Annotated in this window: 19 protein-coding genes and 2 pseudogenes; 3 read left to right on the top strand and 18 right to left on the bottom strand. The window is 36.6% G+C overall.

The window, feature by feature from the left end:
* Window positions 1–161: 161 nt before the first annotated feature.
* From ACHBIE_RS00270 to ACHBIE_RS00215, 12 genes and pseudogenes are all read right to left on the bottom strand, one after another.
* Window positions 162–491: a Fic family protein gene (locus tag ACHBIE_RS00270; protein WP_394732426.1), complete on the bottom strand. Its 330-nt coding sequence runs from the start codon at window positions 489–491 to the stop codon at window positions 162–164.
* A 158-nt stretch (window positions 492–649) separates the two neighbouring features.
* Window positions 650–829 (bottom strand): annotated as a pseudogene (locus tag ACHBIE_RS00265) (hypothetical protein).
* 167 nt (window positions 830–996) lie between these two features.
* On the bottom strand, window positions 997–2,352 hold the full coding sequence (gene celB / locus ACHBIE_RS00260) for a PTS cellobiose transporter subunit IIC (RefSeq protein WP_172008947.1): 1,356 nt from the start codon (window positions 2,350–2,352) through the stop codon (window positions 997–999).
* Between the two features lie 11 nt (window positions 2,353–2,363).
* Window positions 2,364–2,852, bottom strand: a complete 489-nt coding sequence (locus ACHBIE_RS00255) for a hypothetical protein (protein WP_394732425.1) — start codon at window positions 2,850–2,852, stop codon at window positions 2,364–2,366.
* A gap of 12 nt (window positions 2,853–2,864) precedes the next feature.
* Window positions 2,865–3,179 carry a PTS cellobiose transporter subunit IIA gene (locus ACHBIE_RS00250; protein ID WP_125265998.1) on the bottom strand — a complete coding sequence of 105 codons (315 nt, stop codon included), beginning with the start codon at window positions 3,177–3,179 and terminating at the stop codon, window positions 2,865–2,867.
* Window positions 3,176–5,167 (bottom strand): BglG family transcription antiterminator, encoded by a 1,992-nt coding sequence (locus tag ACHBIE_RS00245; protein ID WP_394732424.1) that lies wholly within the window; start codon window positions 5,165–5,167, stop codon window positions 3,176–3,178. Before ACHBIE_RS00245 ends, ACHBIE_RS00250 begins: the two co-directional genes overlap by 4 nt.
* 53 nt (window positions 5,168–5,220) lie before the next feature.
* Window positions 5,221–5,538, bottom strand: coding sequence for a PTS cellobiose transporter subunit IIB (locus tag ACHBIE_RS00240; RefSeq protein ID WP_125265996.1), 318 nt, complete (start codon window positions 5,536–5,538; stop codon window positions 5,221–5,223).
* 242 nt (window positions 5,539–5,780) lie between these two features.
* A complete protein-coding gene (locus ACHBIE_RS00235; RefSeq protein WP_125265995.1) occupies window positions 5,781–6,020 on the bottom strand; it encodes a SemiSWEET transporter in 240 nt (79 codons plus the stop codon).
* 112 nt (window positions 6,021–6,132) lie between these two features.
* Window positions 6,133–6,462: a hypothetical protein gene (locus ACHBIE_RS00230; protein WP_125265994.1), complete on the bottom strand. Its 330-nt coding sequence runs from the start codon at window positions 6,460–6,462 to the stop codon at window positions 6,133–6,135.
* Between the two features lie 203 nt (window positions 6,463–6,665).
* The gene (locus tag ACHBIE_RS00225; RefSeq protein ID WP_172008953.1) at window positions 6,666–8,096 is read right to left on the bottom strand and encodes a 6-phospho-beta-glucosidase; all 1,431 of its coding nucleotides are present in this window, start codon (window positions 8,094–8,096) and stop codon (window positions 6,666–6,668) included.
* Between the two features lie 94 nt (window positions 8,097–8,190).
* Window positions 8,191–9,033 carry an HAD family hydrolase gene (locus tag ACHBIE_RS00220; protein ID WP_394732423.1) on the bottom strand — a complete coding sequence of 281 codons (843 nt, stop codon included), beginning with the start codon at window positions 9,031–9,033 and terminating at the stop codon, window positions 8,191–8,193.
* Between the two features lie 112 nt (window positions 9,034–9,145).
* On the bottom strand, window positions 9,146–10,045 hold the full coding sequence (locus ACHBIE_RS00215) for an ROK family protein (RefSeq protein ID WP_394732422.1): 900 nt from the start codon (window positions 10,043–10,045) through the stop codon (window positions 9,146–9,148).
* Window positions 10,046–10,242: 197 nt separating this feature from the next.
* Between ACHBIE_RS00215 and ACHBIE_RS00210 the strand changes: the two genes are divergently transcribed.
* The 3 genes from ACHBIE_RS00210 to ACHBIE_RS00200 all read left to right on the top strand — a co-directional run bounded on the left by ACHBIE_RS00210 (window position 10,243) and on the right by ACHBIE_RS00200 (window position 11,631).
* Entirely contained in the window at window positions 10,243–10,533 is a 291-nt protein-coding gene (locus ACHBIE_RS00210; protein WP_394732421.1) for a helix-turn-helix domain-containing protein, read from the top strand.
* Between the two features lie 472 nt (window positions 10,534–11,005).
* A complete protein-coding gene (locus tag ACHBIE_RS00205; protein WP_105106819.1) occupies window positions 11,006–11,227 on the top strand; it encodes an AbrB/MazE/SpoVT family DNA-binding domain-containing protein in 222 nt (73 codons plus the stop codon).
* Entirely contained in the window at window positions 11,224–11,631 is a 408-nt protein-coding gene (locus tag ACHBIE_RS00200; RefSeq protein ID WP_105106820.1) for a type II toxin-antitoxin system death-on-curing family toxin, read from the top strand. The genes ACHBIE_RS00205 and ACHBIE_RS00200 overlap by 4 nt, the downstream gene beginning before the upstream one ends.
* 269 nt (window positions 11,632–11,900) lie before the next feature.
* On the opposite strand, the gene ACHBIE_RS00195 is transcribed toward ACHBIE_RS00200, so the two are convergent.
* The 6 genes and pseudogenes from ACHBIE_RS00195 to erm(B) form a co-directional block, all read right to left on the bottom strand.
* Window positions 11,901–12,656: a hypothetical protein gene (locus ACHBIE_RS00195; RefSeq protein WP_105107989.1), complete on the bottom strand. Its 756-nt coding sequence runs from the start codon at window positions 12,654–12,656 to the stop codon at window positions 11,901–11,903.
* A 53-nt stretch (window positions 12,657–12,709) separates the two neighbouring features.
* Window positions 12,710–13,783 carry an AAA family ATPase gene (locus tag ACHBIE_RS00190; protein WP_238142209.1) on the bottom strand — a complete coding sequence of 358 codons (1,074 nt, stop codon included), beginning with the start codon at window positions 13,781–13,783 and terminating at the stop codon, window positions 12,710–12,712.
* A gap of 50 nt (window positions 13,784–13,833) precedes the next feature.
* Window positions 13,834–14,592, bottom strand: coding sequence for a DUF6414 family protein (locus ACHBIE_RS00185; RefSeq protein ID WP_105107987.1), 759 nt, complete (start codon window positions 14,590–14,592; stop codon window positions 13,834–13,836).
* A gap of 232 nt (window positions 14,593–14,824) precedes the next feature.
* Window positions 14,825–15,103: a hypothetical protein gene (locus ACHBIE_RS00180; RefSeq protein WP_153047870.1), complete on the bottom strand. Its 279-nt coding sequence runs from the start codon at window positions 15,101–15,103 to the stop codon at window positions 14,825–14,827.
* A gap of 48 nt (window positions 15,104–15,151) precedes the next feature.
* Window positions 15,152–15,412 (bottom strand): annotated as a pseudogene (locus ACHBIE_RS00175) (topoisomerase DNA-binding C4 zinc finger domain-containing protein); the annotation flags it as partial.
* 169 nt (window positions 15,413–15,581) lie between these two features.
* Window positions 15,582–16,319 carry a 23S rRNA (adenine(2058)-N(6))-methyltransferase Erm(B) gene (gene erm(B) / locus ACHBIE_RS00170; RefSeq protein WP_088196767.1) on the bottom strand — a complete coding sequence of 246 codons (738 nt, stop codon included), beginning with the start codon at window positions 16,317–16,319 and terminating at the stop codon, window positions 15,582–15,584.
* Window positions 16,320–16,400: the final 81 nt, after the last annotated feature.

The following is a 16,400-nucleotide window of genomic DNA, read 5'->3' as shown; positions in this document are numbered from 1 at the left end:
CTCTGCTGTTCCAAAAGATAATCAGCTACTTGACGATCGTTAGATAACAACCATTCTTTTTCTTCAAGCTCTGTGGACTTTACCCCGTCTTCTACTACTAATGGAGCTAGTGCAGTTGCAAAAATATCTTCATCATCTTCACCAATGGAAATTTCACATTCCTATTGTTTCATAAGTGCTAGAGAACGAATGACCTCACGTTGGGTATGACCATTGCCATCACGAAAAGCGTGAAAATAATATAGATTGTCCAAAATATCTACCAAGCTCTTGCAAATCTCTGACCGGCTACTGGCTTCTTCAATATGATGGCGAATTAAACGGTTCAAATACTCCTCTGCTGTTCCAAAGGATTGAATTGGCATAAAGGCATGGCCACTTTTAGAAATATTGACCCGTCGATATTCTCCAGCCCAACCATAGATTTCTCCAAAGAGCACTTTGTGGATTTGTAAAATATCAGAGACACTATGCACTTCAATTGGTGACATAAAGAGTTTGATGCTTTGACTCGCCACAAAACTAAACTCCTGCTCACTAACTCTTTTTGCATCCCTTACACCAAATTTATTGATTAGGACTGAAGTTCCAGGATAGGTCTAAATATTAGTTGGGTCTATATGGTCATAATCATCATAATGCTTTCGTATCACCACGGCACCCTTAGAGCCATTGCTTCTGTCCGCAAACGCTCGACATCTTCAACTGTTGGTACCCAACATTCAATCATATTGGTATTGAGTGCATACCAAACACTTTTAAAAACCATTCAATTCTCAAAAGTCACACCCATTATCGTCATCGCATCTTTGTTTACTTCTAGAGTCATCTTCAACCTCTATCTATCATGATTATATCATTTTTACACATTTTGAGGCCCAAAAATGACTCTATTCTCGATGAAAGAATGCAACTAATCACCTAGTCACATTAAGCAAACAGTAAAAAGGAACCTATGACGGCTCCTCTTCACTGTTTCAAATCAATTGATATTGTTTAAGCTTGTGCTTGCTCTTCTGCCAAGAGTTTCTTATCATAAGCACGAACAAATGGGTAGTAAACCAAGAAGGCAGTGAGTGCACAAACCAAAGCTAGAACAATCGCTTTCACGTCAGCTGTTCCAAGGAAAGCACCGATACCTACTGGTGTAGGCCATGGAACTTGAGCAATAACTGCATTAATCATGTTGAGTTTCATCGCAACATAGTATACAGTCATTGATGCAATTGGTGCAAGAATAAACGGAATTGCCAAAGCTGGATTGTAAATAACTGGGAGACCAAAAATCAATGGTTCGTTGATATTGAAGATACCTGGAACAAGTGCAGCTTTACCAATAGCACTTAATTGCTCTGAGCGTGCACGTGTTGCTAACCAAATACACAGACCGAGAGTCGCACCTGAACCACCAGCAATAACGAACATGTTTGAGAATTCACCTGCTACTACAAAACGTGCCCCCTCAGCATTTGCCGCCATATTCGCCAGAGCGATTGGGCTAACGAAGGCAAAGACAATGTTTGCGCCGTGAATACCAACAAGCCAGAGCAACTGGGTCAAGAGATAGATAACCATGAGACCAATCCAAGTATCAGTCAAGCTAGTAACAAAGCCAAATGGGATAGCAATCACTTTGAAGATATCTGTTCCCATCAATACAAGAGCACCATTTACAATGATGACAGCAAATGCAATGACAAAACTTGGTACCAAAGCAGTGAAACCACGAGACACACCTTCTGGCACAGAATCGGGCATTTTAATTACCCAGTTACGTTTTACACAGAGACGGTAAAGCAGAACTGCAACAACTGCCATGATAATCGCTGTAAAGATACCAGATGTACCAAAGCGAGCAATTCCTCCACCAACTTGGAAACCATCAACTACAATAGCGCCTTTATCTGGATCCAAATTTGTAACTAGACTAGAAGTGCCATTTCCGAAGATAACTTCTGGAACAGACATAACGAAAGCAAAGAGGGAAAGGAGAGCACCATTCAGTGGTGTCAAGTTTAATCCTTCTTCTTCAGCATAAATCTTTGTCAACTCATAACCAATTGCAAGGTTAAAGTAGAGAGCTAGGATACCCATCGTAGCTGTATTGGCAACCATATACATTGATGTATAGTTTGCAATTGTCGCATCAAAGAATGTTTGAATAGCAGGGATGAATGAGAATGCGAGTGGAATGATTGAGAACACCAAAAACATTGAACCCACAATTGTGAAAGGTACGGCAGCCATACCTGCTGCTGTAATAGCACGTACAATCTTCATTTGGGCTAATTTACCCATTGGTCCCATCAAATGTTTTTCTAAGAGACCGAACAATCCGTTTTGTTCTTCCATAATAAACTCCTTTATGTGTGATAGATTATATTTTGAAACCGTAAATAGTATGGATCACGATTGATTTTGATTTGTTCAATTCGCTTGCGATTAAAAGCTAAGATGCCAAGTCCAATCAAGAGAAGTCCAATCAGAACCAACCATGTCGCTGGGCGATCCGAAAATATAGGAAACAATTGTTTACCGAAACCAATTCCGACTGCTAGACACAATCCAATATTGGTCACTATTTGAACAAGCAAGGCTCGTGAAGTTAATCGTAAAGAAATATTTTTACGACCATATAAGGCCATCTGTTCAGCACTAGCCATCACCCAAAAAACTAGTAAAATAAGAGGAAAGGCTAAGAGCCAAGATTTTTGAAACCATAACTGGATGAGCCAGTAACAATTTGCAAAGAAGAAAAGAGCTATACTGTAGCGAAAGAGCATAAAGCGTTGAAAAGCTCTATTTTTCGCAGCCTGCTGTTCCTTCATACTTGTAAGCGTACTTTTCTGCATCTTGACTTTCTCCTATCCTATCTTTTTATACAGTTCTAGCATTTCGAGAGCAACTTCTCTCAATGTCATCGTAGTCATCAAATGATCCTGAGCATGTACCATGATAATTTCAATTTTTATCTCAACACCACTTGCATATTCTTGTAGTAAATGGGTTTGGGCATGATGGGCTTCCACCAGTTCCTTGTTGGCAATTTCTAACTTTTCATAAGCAGCTTCAAAATCACCGGCACGCATGGCAGCAAACGCTTCATGAACTTCCGTTCGTGCAGTTCCGCTGTGCAAGATAATTTCAAAGGCTGCTACTTGCAATTCTTCCTGATTCATTTTTTATCTCCTATTTTTAAAAATATCTCTTTAAATTCTTGGAAGGTCTGACAAGCCAGCATTTCTTGCTGTAGATTTTCTTCCTCCAATAAAGCTACAATTTGCGATGTTAATTGCACCATTCCCTCATTCTGGTACACAGACGGTGAGGGTAAAAATACTAATTGAATTGATGGGCTAGCCTCATTCCACTTCAAACCATCTGAAATAATTGCTACTCCAATCTTATGACGATTAGAAATCGGCTTAATTGGGTGAGGCACAGCAATCCGTTCACTAAATACAATTGAACTCATCTGTTCCCGTTGGTGGATATGATCTAGCAAGTTACCAGCAAAGTCTGGAGCTTCTCCAAGCGATAATTGTTTGGCCATCTCCTGTAGCAAACTCTCCTTATCAATCCGTTCCACTTTCATAAAACAAGTTTCTGAGAAATACTGCTCAAAGAGAGTTTCAAGATTTGAAAAACGTCGTCTCTCAAAATCAATTGTCGGACGCGAAGAAAATCGTAGCTCTTTGACCGACTGCTTAATCTGTCTTGCTTCGTCAGATGTTAAAAAGACACTAACCGTAAATACTGGAACACTAAACACTAAATTTGATAAGTCAATTGATGAAATAATGAAATCAATATTCTCCAGCCGAGCATCACTCAAGTCATAGTAGCCAATAACATCTTCAATATGGACCATATTCCCCAATTCACGCTCAATTCGGTTTCGCAACAGCTGTGCACTACCATAACCTGTCGCACAAATCACCAAAATCCGATATTTATACTTCTCTTTCAAGCGCTCCATAGCTGCCATAAAATGCAAAGCTACATAAGCAACCTCATCATCTGAAATGTGAAAAGCAGATAGGAGTGGCATCTCCTGCAAAATAGTTCTGGTCAATTCAAAAGCTTGTGAATACTGTTCTCTAATTTCATCGCGCAATGGATTTTCTAGATGAACTTTTGTTTTCAATCTGACCAACAAGGTCGTCATGTGAGTAACCACACCCTCCAACAATTGCGAATCTTGTTGGAACTGATATTCTTTTGCCAAACTTGAACTTTCAAGGACAGAGACCAACTCTTCTCTCAGCTGCATTTCTTCGTCTTGGTGACTTTCTTTCGCAAGTAATTTCCCCTTTGATACAAGGTGCAAGGTAATATAGTCTATCTCTTCTTTGGGACACATAATCCCTGTTGCCTTATAAATCCTATCCAATATTTTTTGTGCGGTCATCTGCTCTGCTTGGTAGAGTTCCGAAGCAAGCTCTTCAATTGGAGCCATTCTAAAACCTTCGCTAATTCGTCTCAAGGCTAGAGAAATATGGATAACCAGGTTTTGAATCACAAAATCAGATAGTTTTAAATTGGCTTCCCGACACTCATCTAGAACAATCAATGTCAATTCTTCAAGACTAATTGGAGATTGACCAATATTACCACCAATATAATTATGCATGCTTTTGAAAAAATTATCTCTAAAGAAATAATCCATGATAAAGCGACGTTTGTCCCATTCATCTCCCAAAACATAGACACCTTTATTGGCCTTACTCTCTATAATCAAATTGTATTTACTTAAGTCGCGACGGATTTTCTTAAATTCATGCGACAAAGTAGAGCGACTAATAAATAATTCATCTGCCAAATCATCAAAATATAACTCAGCTTGCTCAAATAATAATTTGTTTAGAATATAATGGTAACGACCATGACTATCACTCATCCCATCTAGATTAGTAGACTCACTCATCATTTCCTGAAAGCGTCCTTCATCCATAATTTCAAGTTGATAACCGTATCCTTGCTTAGAGTGGATAATCAATACATTAGAGTAGGTTGGGGATTCTATTACTTCATTGATTTGTTTTAAATAGGTCCTGACTGTCCTATCTGAACACGATAGGTAGTCCGCCAACTGCTTACTAGTCGTATAAGAATCCCGATGATTCTCTAAATACTGAAGCAGTTGGCGTTCTTTTTTACTTAACATGGAATACCCCTCCAAAAAATCGTAATAGACCTATTATATCATCAACTCAAGTTCTATCCAATGTTCTCCGTAATCAAGGTAGCCATCTTCTCAATTCCCATTGGAATTGGAATATAGGCTTGTGGCGGAATTTGCGCAACTGGTTTTCCAACTTTTTGCGCTGCCTCTTCAAACTGCTTGAAGAACATTTTGGTTTGAGGACTTACAAGGTATAGGTCAAAGTCTGCATTTGCAATAGCTTTACCTCCCTCAGTAGCATTGATTGCATCCACTTCGATGTCTACACCTTTGCTTTTAAATAACTCTGTAGTTTTCTTAGCCATCAAGGATGATGACATACCTGCTGCACAAATAATTAATGCTTTCTTCATAATTTTATTCTCCTTTTCTTTAATACATTTATTATAAAAGAAAGCGTTGTCATTCTCCATAGAGTCTTTTTCCGTTTCAAAGCGGAAATGGAATTTGTTTTGTATAAAACATTAAAATTGGCTGAGCCTAAGCCCAGCCATATGTTGAATATGAATAAAGTGTATTTACTCAGTTTTTATATTACTACTACGACAGAATGCCTATCTGGAGTAAATTCCTAGACCAGTTACAACAAACCCGATTACTTATATTTTAGCTTATGCAACAAAATTATGCCAGATAGAATGACCGAAACACCATTTGCCAATATTAAAGCTAAGTCTCCAATCATTATCCCATGAATAAGCCATAAACTAATACCAGCTACAGACATACTATACATGCCGAGTGATATAGCTGCGGTATCCTTAGTCTGAATAACTTTGATTACCTGTGGTAAAAAACCAAATGTAGTTAAACATGCTGCTACAAATCCAATCATTGCTTCTCCTTTTCAATGCGTCAATTGTAGCTAGTATAGTACATTCCAGGAAATAGCTTCATAGAAATATTTTCCTTAGGATACGGAAATACTCCTGCAATCGGCAGGAGTATTACCAGCTAGGAAAAAGAAAGAAGGGCATTGTTTGTAGGCTGATTTCGTCGTCGGTCAGCTGATAGTCTCTTTTTAGAAGTTCTAAAAGCTGATCTGGTGCCAAATATGATCGAACGGAAAGTTGATTCTTACCTGCATAAGTGACCACATAAGCCTCAGTTGATGACACTGTCAGCTTTTTTTCTTTAGGATTGAACTTGAAGAAATAGATGTTCCTATCTTTCGTTGCTTTTATACCAAGCCTTAGTAACCAAAAGATTAAAATCAGCGAGCCCCAGACCACCAAAATCATCGCAGATACTAATATGAGTAAGTTAATAAATTTCATATGTGACCTCTTTCTAACGATTCTCTCGCTTAACTATATTATTTGCTTACTCTAAATGTGGCAATATAGAACTAACACATCTTATATCGCTACATCGCCTAAAACGTCTTTATTATAGTTACAGTATAACTCTTTTTAAAAACCTTTTCAATAGTTTTTATAAAAAAACTCCTCTAACATTAGAGAAGTTTTTAGGGGGCTACTTATAGATTAGCACCATTTGTCTTAATGACTTCTTGGTACCAAGCAAAGGATTTCTTCGGACTACGAGCGTATGTCCCTTTTCCTTCATCATCCTTATCTACATAGATAAATCCATACCGTTTACGCATTTCACCAGTTCCTGCAGACACTAGGTCGATACAACCCCACGGTGTATAACCCATGAGATCGACACCGTCTTCTACCACTGCTTTTTTCATTTCAGAAATATGGGCACCAAGATAATCAATCCGATAATCATCATGGACCATACCATCTTCTTCTAGTTGGTCGATGGCCCCAAAACCATTTTCAACAATAAATAACGGTAGATGATACATGTCTGTAAACCAGTTGAGTGCATAGCGAAGTCCTTCTGGGTCAATCTGCCAGTCCCAATCAGAGGCCTTCACATATTCATTCCGCACTAAATCCTCTGTTTCCAAATAATCATAATGAGGATTTTCACGGTGATAACTAATCGCAAATGACATGTAATAACTGAAGCCGATATAATCTACACATCCTGCCAATAGGTCTAGCTTATCATCTTCTGTGATATCGATCTGATAGCCTTTACGCTCCCAGTACTTAAAGATATGTTCTGGATAGAAACCATGCACATGCACATCTGTAAAGTAATAGCGTTTTTGCATTGCTTTTTGTGCCAACAAAATATCTTTTGGATTGCAAGTTGCTGGATAGATTGGACACATAGCAATCATACAGCCAATTTGGAAATCTGGGTTAATCTCGTGACCGATTTTAACAGCACGTGCAGATGCTACCAACTCATAATGAGCAGCTTGGTACATGATTTCCTCGCGATTATCTCCATCTTTGTAAACAATCCCTGAGTTTGTAAATGGAGCAAAATCTTCTTGATAGTTGGCTTGGTTATTGATTTCATTGAAGGTCATCCAGTATTTAACCTTGTCCTTATAACGTTTAAATACAACCTCAGCAAATCGTACGAAGAAATCAATTAACTTACGATTTTTCCAACCACCATACTCTGTAACCAAGTGATAGGGCATTTCAAAATGTGACAATGTAATCACTGGCTCAATGCCATGCTTCAAACATTCATCGAAAAGATTATCATAGAATTGTAGGCCTTCTTCATTTGGCTCTAATTCATCACCTTTTGGGAAAATCCGGGTCCATGCAATTGATGTACGGAAGCATTTAAATCCTAATTCTGCAAATAGAGCAATATCTTCCTTATAGCGATGATAGAAATCAATCGCCTCATGGTTCGGATAATATTTGCCTTCCAAGACACCTGGCGTTATCTCACGCGCAACTCCATGACGTCCAGCGGTCATCACATCGGCAACACTGATACCTTTACCACCTTCTTGCCAGCCACCTTCAAGTTGATGAGCTGCAACAGCTCCACCCCATAAAAATCCTTCTTTAAATGTAGACATCTTGTCCCTCCTGTTATTGATGAGTCTAGTATAAACTATTCCTTTTGAAATGTTGATAGCGTTTTCTTCCTCACTGATACGGAAGTGAACGCTCTTAGTCTAACAACCCCAATTTTTCAAAGGCATTGTAGAGGCCATCCTCCTCCACATCGTCTGTCACCATATCAGCCATGGCTAGAATCTCAGGACCGCCATTTCCCATGGCAACACCAATCGCACAGTATTCCAACATCGGAATGTCAATTTTAGCATCGCCGAACGCAATGGTATCTGCCTGCGAGGCTCCCAAATGCTCCAGGACAACCTCAACAGCATGGGCCTTGTCAATATTGGCTACTCCCAGGTCACCGAACAAGGCCGTCTCGCCGCGTCCTCCCCAAGTATTGGCCTTCAAGTGCGGAAAGGCTGCTTTTGAATCCAGATGATCCTGATAAGAATCGAGGACAAAGCTGACTTTATTGAGGTCATTGCGATAGAGCTGACCACCAAATACCATGCCATGCATGACATCTTCTACTTCTTGATGAGCCACCTCTTCGGCCGTTTTCCCCTTAGACATACTGTAAATCTTGAGCGTTTCACGCGCACGTTCACGGAAATTCTCGCTGGCAAATAGACCGTTGTTGCTTTCCAAATAAAATTCCAAGCCACGGCCTTGGAGCCAATCTACAATGGCCTTGGAATCCTCTTCTGAAATCATTTGGTGCATGACCACTTCCTCGTGGTGCTCTACATAGGATCCATTGCCACCAATCATGCCATCCAAGCCGATATCCCACAATTCTGGCTGCATTTCAGCTCGGCTGCGACCTGTACAGACATAGACAAGGTGCCCATTTTGGCGTGCCTGCTGGATGGCCTCGATAGCCGATTGAGGAATACGATTGTGGTAATCAACCAAGGTACCGTCTACATCTAGAAAAATAATTTTCGACATTTCTTCACCTCATGTTTTTCTTAATTCTAGTATAGTATGTATTTATAGAAAAAAATAGTAAAAAAATGTGATAAAGTGATACTATTCTATGAAAAAAACTAGACACATGGGCCTAGTTTTCCTGCAATAATTGATACAAAGAACCCATTAGGTTCGCATCACCGCCAAATTTACATGGTAAAATTTCCACCGGAGTAATCATAGCCCCTACAAAAGGCAGGCCTGCTAGCAGGTCTCTATATTGCTTTTCAATTTCTTGGAGCAAAATAGGCTGGGCGCTAATGCCTCCCCCGATTACAACCCTCTGGGTATCGATAATCGCTTGGGTATTATAAATGAGAATAGCCAAGTATTTACAAAATTGCTTAAAGATAGCAAGAGCTTCTTCATTTCCTGCGTTAATGTACTCAAATACTTGTCGGCCGTCCTTCTTATCTGGCAAGCCAAGTACATCTGCAATTTTCCCAATCATTTGCACAGGCGAATAACGGAAGCCAGCACCGTGTTCACCATCTGGGTGTTCATCATTTGGAAGGAGAAAACTGAATTCTCCAGCCTGGAAATGGTGGCCCTGCAAGAGCTGATTATTCAAAATAATCCCTCCTCCAAGCCCTGTTCCAAGGACAAGAGCCATACCATTTTCAACGTCTGCTAAATTTCCCTGCCATTTTTCAGCTAGGGCAGCAGCCTTGCCATCATTGATAGCGACGACAGATTTGCCACTCAAATTCTTCATGAAATCTGCGATAGGAAATTGATGAAGATAGGTCAGCGCTCCACCATAATAAACGACTCCCTCACGGCTATCTACCTTGCCTGGACAGGAAATGGCAATTCCTTCCAGCTCCTCGTTATCCGCAGTCTCACGATAGATAGACTCCAGCGCCAGCTTCATTGCTTCCAAGTCTGAAGGCGTTGGTCTATCCTTCTTATAAAGTAGCTCCCCGGTCTCTAACAGTACCCCATATTTAATTAGAGTACCCCCAATGTCAATGGAAAGATATTTTTTCATAACTTGCTCCTTTCTCTTTTCATTCTATTGTATCAAAAGCTAGGTAAATGACAAGGCCGTGATACAGCACTTCATTCCCTAAATTTTGGTGACAATTGATACAAAGAGTATTTCCTGATGAAATCATTTTCTTGACACAATTTTGCCTTTTTTGTTTCAAGCAATAGATATTACTTTTTTGTTTATTGGAGGATTTTATGATGATAAATAATTTACAATATTTCATTGCTAACAGAATAAAAATATTACGCATTCAGGCCGGTATGACGCAGACAGAGTTGGAAGTAAAGGCTGATTTTGGTTTCAATTACATCAATAAGCTAGAGAACAAGAGAAGCAACATCACCATCCACACACTGCATAAAATTATTGATACGCTCGAAATAGATATCCCTGCTTTCTTTGATGTTCAAGTCAGCCAAGATGAAAATATCAACGAATTGATACTGCTATTGGCTGAACTGCCTAAAAATAAAAGGAGACTGTGAAAGCAATCATTCACATTATCAAAACGCTTCATTAGTGTTAATAAGCTACCTGAATATTAAATAACTAGAAGAAAACGTGGTGAATTTTGCTAAAAAATCATCAAAAAACACCCCATGGTGTGAACCATGAAGTGTTGTAAATGCTGTAATGTAGCTGGTTCTTAACGTTTAGAGAACTGGCTAGCTTTACGAGCTTTCTTAAGACCTGGTTGGAGCATCTTTTATTTCAATCAATTTCAAAACCTTTTAATATCAACGTTTACACGAGTTTTCAAAACTCAAAATTTCATCCAATTTCAACTAATTTCATCAAAATAAGGTAAATTTTCAATCAAAATATGCAAAATCGGACCAGAAAATATAAAAGTTTACCTTATTCTTGATTCTAGAAAATGTGTCAAACAGAAGTATTCACTTTTAATTTTTGTATATATCATGTATAATGTATTTACAAATACAGGAGGTATATCCGATGAATGTTTTATTACGCAAAACAGGTAACAGCACTGTTATCACTATCCCAAACGCTATAAAAGAAGCACTTGGTGCAGAAATTGGTGAAGAAATCGAATTCGTCACTTCAGGAAATAATGTCATTATTCGTAAAGCTGAGCCAAAATTTGATTTTGATAGAGAACTTGAAAAAGCCATGAATCAATACGATGAATTATTGAAAGAGTTGGTAGATAAATGAAATACCTAACCGCCGAAGACATTATCAAAATCAATGTCATGGTTATTGGAAGATATTCCCCAAAAGAGCCCGTTGGGATTGCTGATTCAAACAGCCTACAGATGATTATTGAGCAGCCAAAACAAGAGATTTTTGGAAAAACACTCTATCCCGACATTTATAGTAAGGCTGCCATTATCTGGATAAACCTGATCAAAAAACACCCATTTAAGAACGCCAACAAGCGAACTGCAGTGCTTGCTTTACATATGTTTCTAGCAATGAATGGATATCAATCCAATCTTTCCTTAAACGATGGACTGGAAAAAACGATTGATATTGCTACGTTTCAAGGTGACTTCGTGGAATTAAAAGATAGGATTATCCAGTTTTTGAAAGAAGAAAATCGAGTATACAAAAAATAGAAAAGTGGTTATCGACCAAAGTTGATATCCACTTTTTACTTTCTACAGTATTCTTATTACCAATAGTAACCTGACTGCAATTACTTATCAACATTGATTGCAGTCATTTTTACTTAGACTCAGCCAAACTAAATCAGAGTTCAGGTAATTCTAGGATTTCTAGGAGGCCATCACTAATAAGTTCAGTTAATGATGCAGCCATATGTTCGTTTACTTTCTCTGAGTATTATTTTTATAATATTCACTAAAGAAGTCTATTTACATTGAGCTTAAGAGATAATTATTTTATTTTCAAAAAGATATTGTTCACATTTTTTAAACTGATCATAATACTGTTGTAAATCTTTTGCATTTTTATTTAGAGCATCTACTCTATCAATTACTTCAAGATAATAATTCCCGACTATATTTTTTAAATAGACAAGTAATAATAGTTTAAATGAACCATCTTCTCCCTCGAATAGACAAAAGATAAAATGAGATTGGTTTTCATTTGGGTTATTTGAAATAAATGATTTAGGAAATATGTAATTCTCATGATGTAAATCATCTGGTTTAAAAGAGTTAGTATTTTCGTTTAAATGTATATGTACTGCATTAAACGAAAAATAATCACTATCTATAGTATCTATATTTAGATTATTTTCTTTAACATACGGTGTAAGCATATAGGTAGACTTTATTGTTCCTGAATTTTCATACATCCTGATTCTAGGCACCTCGATTTCCTTCTCCGCACCATTGAATGAAGCTTTTACTTTCGACTTACCTTCTATTTTATAAGAAATAGATAGCTTAGCTCTCCTATCAGTTTTCAAAACATTAATTCTTTCTATGTATACAGTAATTATACTAATAAGAAATGCCAAAAATGCAATTGGTTCACTTATAACCTGCTTATAAACATAAACAATTATATTAACTAATAATTCAACACCTGATACTTCAGACTGCCTCAATACATAAATCAATAAGGATAGCGCCACCCAGAACCAAAAATTTTTATAGAAATATTGTTTTTTCAAATTAAGTTCACCACCTCATGTTTCTATCGTATGTTCTCAGAGAATTAACATAGTCAGCATGATTTATCCTTTATAATTACTTCCAATAGCTTATCTGCAACAATATCTTCAACATACTTTCTTATCGCTCGAACGTTAGGAAGTGCATTTAATTTAGATTCCAAGATTTCTAAAATCTTAACTTCATCTAAATATCCCTTATACTCCTTAGTCATGGATTCTGAGTCAATAATTTTTGAATAGACTATCTTTGAAATCTGCCTTTTCTCATCAAAAGATAAAGGAGAAAATTTAACAAAACCATCGAATCGACTTAATAATGCTACATCAATATTATTCTCCATTTCTGAAAGATTTTTAAAATTAGATGTGCAAATAATGATTGAGTTACTGAGATCTACCTTATAATTTTGGTCCTCATAGATGCCTTCATCAAACATTTGAAAGAAGGTACTATGAAAAAATGCAGGTGCCAGAGCAAACTCATCAAGCAAAATAACATTAGATTCTCTGTTTAATAATGTTTTAGAAAATGAGTCTTCGCTATGATTTGTTGATTTAAAATATTTTACGCTTGATTCACCACCAACCATCGACATTTGTTCTCTAATAATATTGTCATTCCCATATAGTGTCGTTGATAGTTGTTTTGCTGTCTCCGTTTTTCCAATCCCTGGTTCACCATAGAACATTAAAACTAATGGTTTTGAACTTGGACGTATTAGTTGAGCAACTAGTTTTCTTAATAAACTTTTCTTAGCTTCTCCTTGGCCAATTATATTTTCATTTAAGTCATGTATAACGTCTTGAAACTGTTTCTTTTCAATTTTCTTAAAAGTACTTTGTTCAATATGTACACTCTCTGAAGGAATTTGTTGCCTAATTAAGTGGAAAAATTTTTTAGGCGGATTATGAAGGTACACTTCTAGAATATCGGCAAATTCAAATATTTTTACTAATAAATCGATATTTTCAAAAACTAAACTTGTCGATAACGAATATGAGTCCATCCTAAAAACACAGTAATCCTTTCCCACTAGTGGTTCTGCTATTTCCTGAATTTTAGCTCCATTTGTCCAGTTTATAAGTACTTCATTAAACGAAACGTAGTTATCTAATTTAGCCACTCTTTCATTAAACTTTTGAACCGGCTCAAAAAAAATATTAAATCTTACCATTACACACCTGCCACTAGAACATCATATATCGGTATTTTCTCATTATCTTGTTCTTCATCAAAGTCAGTTCCAAGTTGCGACCGCCTATTGCTTGATAATCTATCTATCATGGTATTAAAACTTAAATCAATCGAATCTACTTCTCCAACCTTAATTCCATAGAGTTTGATATCCATCTTGGTTAAGTCACTCAACGTATAATTATTACGTAGACCCGATATATTGAATCTAAAAACACTTTCTTTACTCTCAGAGCTAATACCCCTAATTTCATAATATCCAGAAAGTCGGTCTAAAGTTCGTTCAATATTCTTTATTTCAATACCTTGAAAATTATTTTTATCATCATCCGTAATACTATTCATTTTAGTAATATCACTAATCATATCGAGAACAGGAGTGATGTTACGGTAAAAAGCAGGAGAATCTTTTTCAATAAACAACTTAACGTTATCTAAACATTCTACTTTTGAAGAACCTTTTTTATTGGTTACAAACTTTTTAAAGTTACTTAGCAATGTAGAGGTAATCTGTGATTCTACTACACCACTTCGTTGATATGAAGCATTACCAGAGAGTCCTATCTTAAATCGAGAAAAGAAATTCATACCAACCCTTCCCTCGGCATCTACCTCAACCATATTTTCGGACACACGTTTTATGATATCAGATTGTATCCCATTTTGATGTAATTCTAAAAAATCAAAAACGGCTTGCTCATCAAGATAAACAATTTTCCCAGCAAAAAAATTGGCCATTACTTCCTCCTTGTTACTATATTTTCAGACTATTTGAGCAATCCTATTATACCAAAATTCCTAAAAACTACTCCTCTACGTACTTAAATCACTAAACTCAAAAAATTATTATTTAATCTCTATATCCAGAGAATAGATAATTGTAACAACTTCTTCCACTTCACAATGCACCTTAAAACGCCCTAGAAATCTAGAGCGTTTTTGTATTGATATTAAAATAAAATGGCTTTTATCAACTAACAGTTTTCAACTTTGCTCCGAAAATAGAATAAACTAACAATCCCAATCCAACTAGATAGATTAGATAACCCAATCCAGGAGTTCCGAATCTATAAACATAAAATGGATTCCAAATTAATACTGAAGCAATTTCAATAATTGCATAACGTCTTACATTATTTGTATTACCTTGTAATAAATTTGATACTAGTAAAAATGCAACTATCCATATTACCGATGAAACTATAGGATGATCAGCAAAAGCTGGTGTCGCAAGCAAGAATTTATTCATAATATTGAATGGCAATAGTTGCGAAATTACCAACAACACATTTTATGTTTATTTTGAGAAAGATATAAAATCAATATATCCCTTTTCTCCGATTTTTACAACGGCATTGTAGGACTTTCTATCTTTCGTTTTGATTCCTTTTACCAGGGTTTCTTTTCCCTCCAGTAATTCTTTTACATTCGTTTTGGTTAGTTTTTTCTTTCTAAAATGTTCAGCTAAAGTAAACTTACATTCAGGATAATTTGAACAACCATAAAACGATTTTTTTAATACAATATTGTTGCCACACTTAGGACATTTTCCTACAAGGGGTCCCGAGCGCTTAGTGGGAATTTGTACCCCTTATCGATACAAATTCCCCGTAGGCGCTAGGGACCTCTTTAGCTTCTTGGAAGCTGTCAGTAGTATATCTAATAATTTATCTCCATTCCCTTTAGTAACGTGTAACTTTCCAAATTTAAAAAAGCGACTCATAGAATTATTTCCTCCCGTTAAATAATAGATAACTATTAAAAATAGACAATACTTGCTCATAAGTAACGGTACTTAAATCGTTTACTTTGGCGTGTTTCATTGCTTGATGAAACTGATTTTTAGTAAACAGTTGACGATATTCTCGATTGACCCATTTTGAAACAAAGTACGTATATAGCTTCCAATATTTATCTGGAACATCTGTGGTATGGCGGGTAAGTTTTATTAAGACACTGTTTACTTTTGGTTTAGGATGAAAGCATTCCGCTGGCAGCTTAAGCAATTGCTGAATCGAGACTTGAGTGTGCAAGAGCAACCCTAGTGTTCGGTGAATATCCAAGGTACGCTTGTAGAATCCTTCTTCAACAATCAGATAGATGTCAGACGCATGGCTTTCAAAAACCACTTTTTTAATAATTTGTGTGCTTAAATGGTAAGGAATACTCCCAACAATTTTATACCTCTGTTTGTTAGGGAATTGAAACTGTAGAATATCTTGGTGAATTAAAGTGACACGAGTATTCAGTTTTAATTTTTCTGACGATAAGTTGAATAGATGACTGTCTAATTCAATAGACGTTACCTGTTTACTTATTTTAGCCAGTTTCGTCGTTAAATGCCCTTTACCTGTTCCAATTTCGTAAACGGTATCGGTTTCTTTTAAATTCAATTGTTTTATTATTTGGTTGAGTACTTTTTCACTCGTTAAAAAGTTTTGAGAATATTTTATATTTTTGTTCATGTAATCACTCCTTCTTAATTACAAATTTTTAGCATCTAATTTAACTTCAATAGATATATTATACCACAATAAGTCCTTAAA

The sequence above is a fragment of the Streptococcus sp. A23 genome (genome assembly GCF_043674155.1).
GTDB classification, from domain to species: domain Bacteria; phylum Bacillota; class Bacilli; order Lactobacillales; family Streptococcaceae; genus Streptococcus; species Streptococcus suis_V.
Note: the sequence above shows the minus strand (reverse complement) of the source record. Positions and strands in the feature narration are given on the sequence as shown.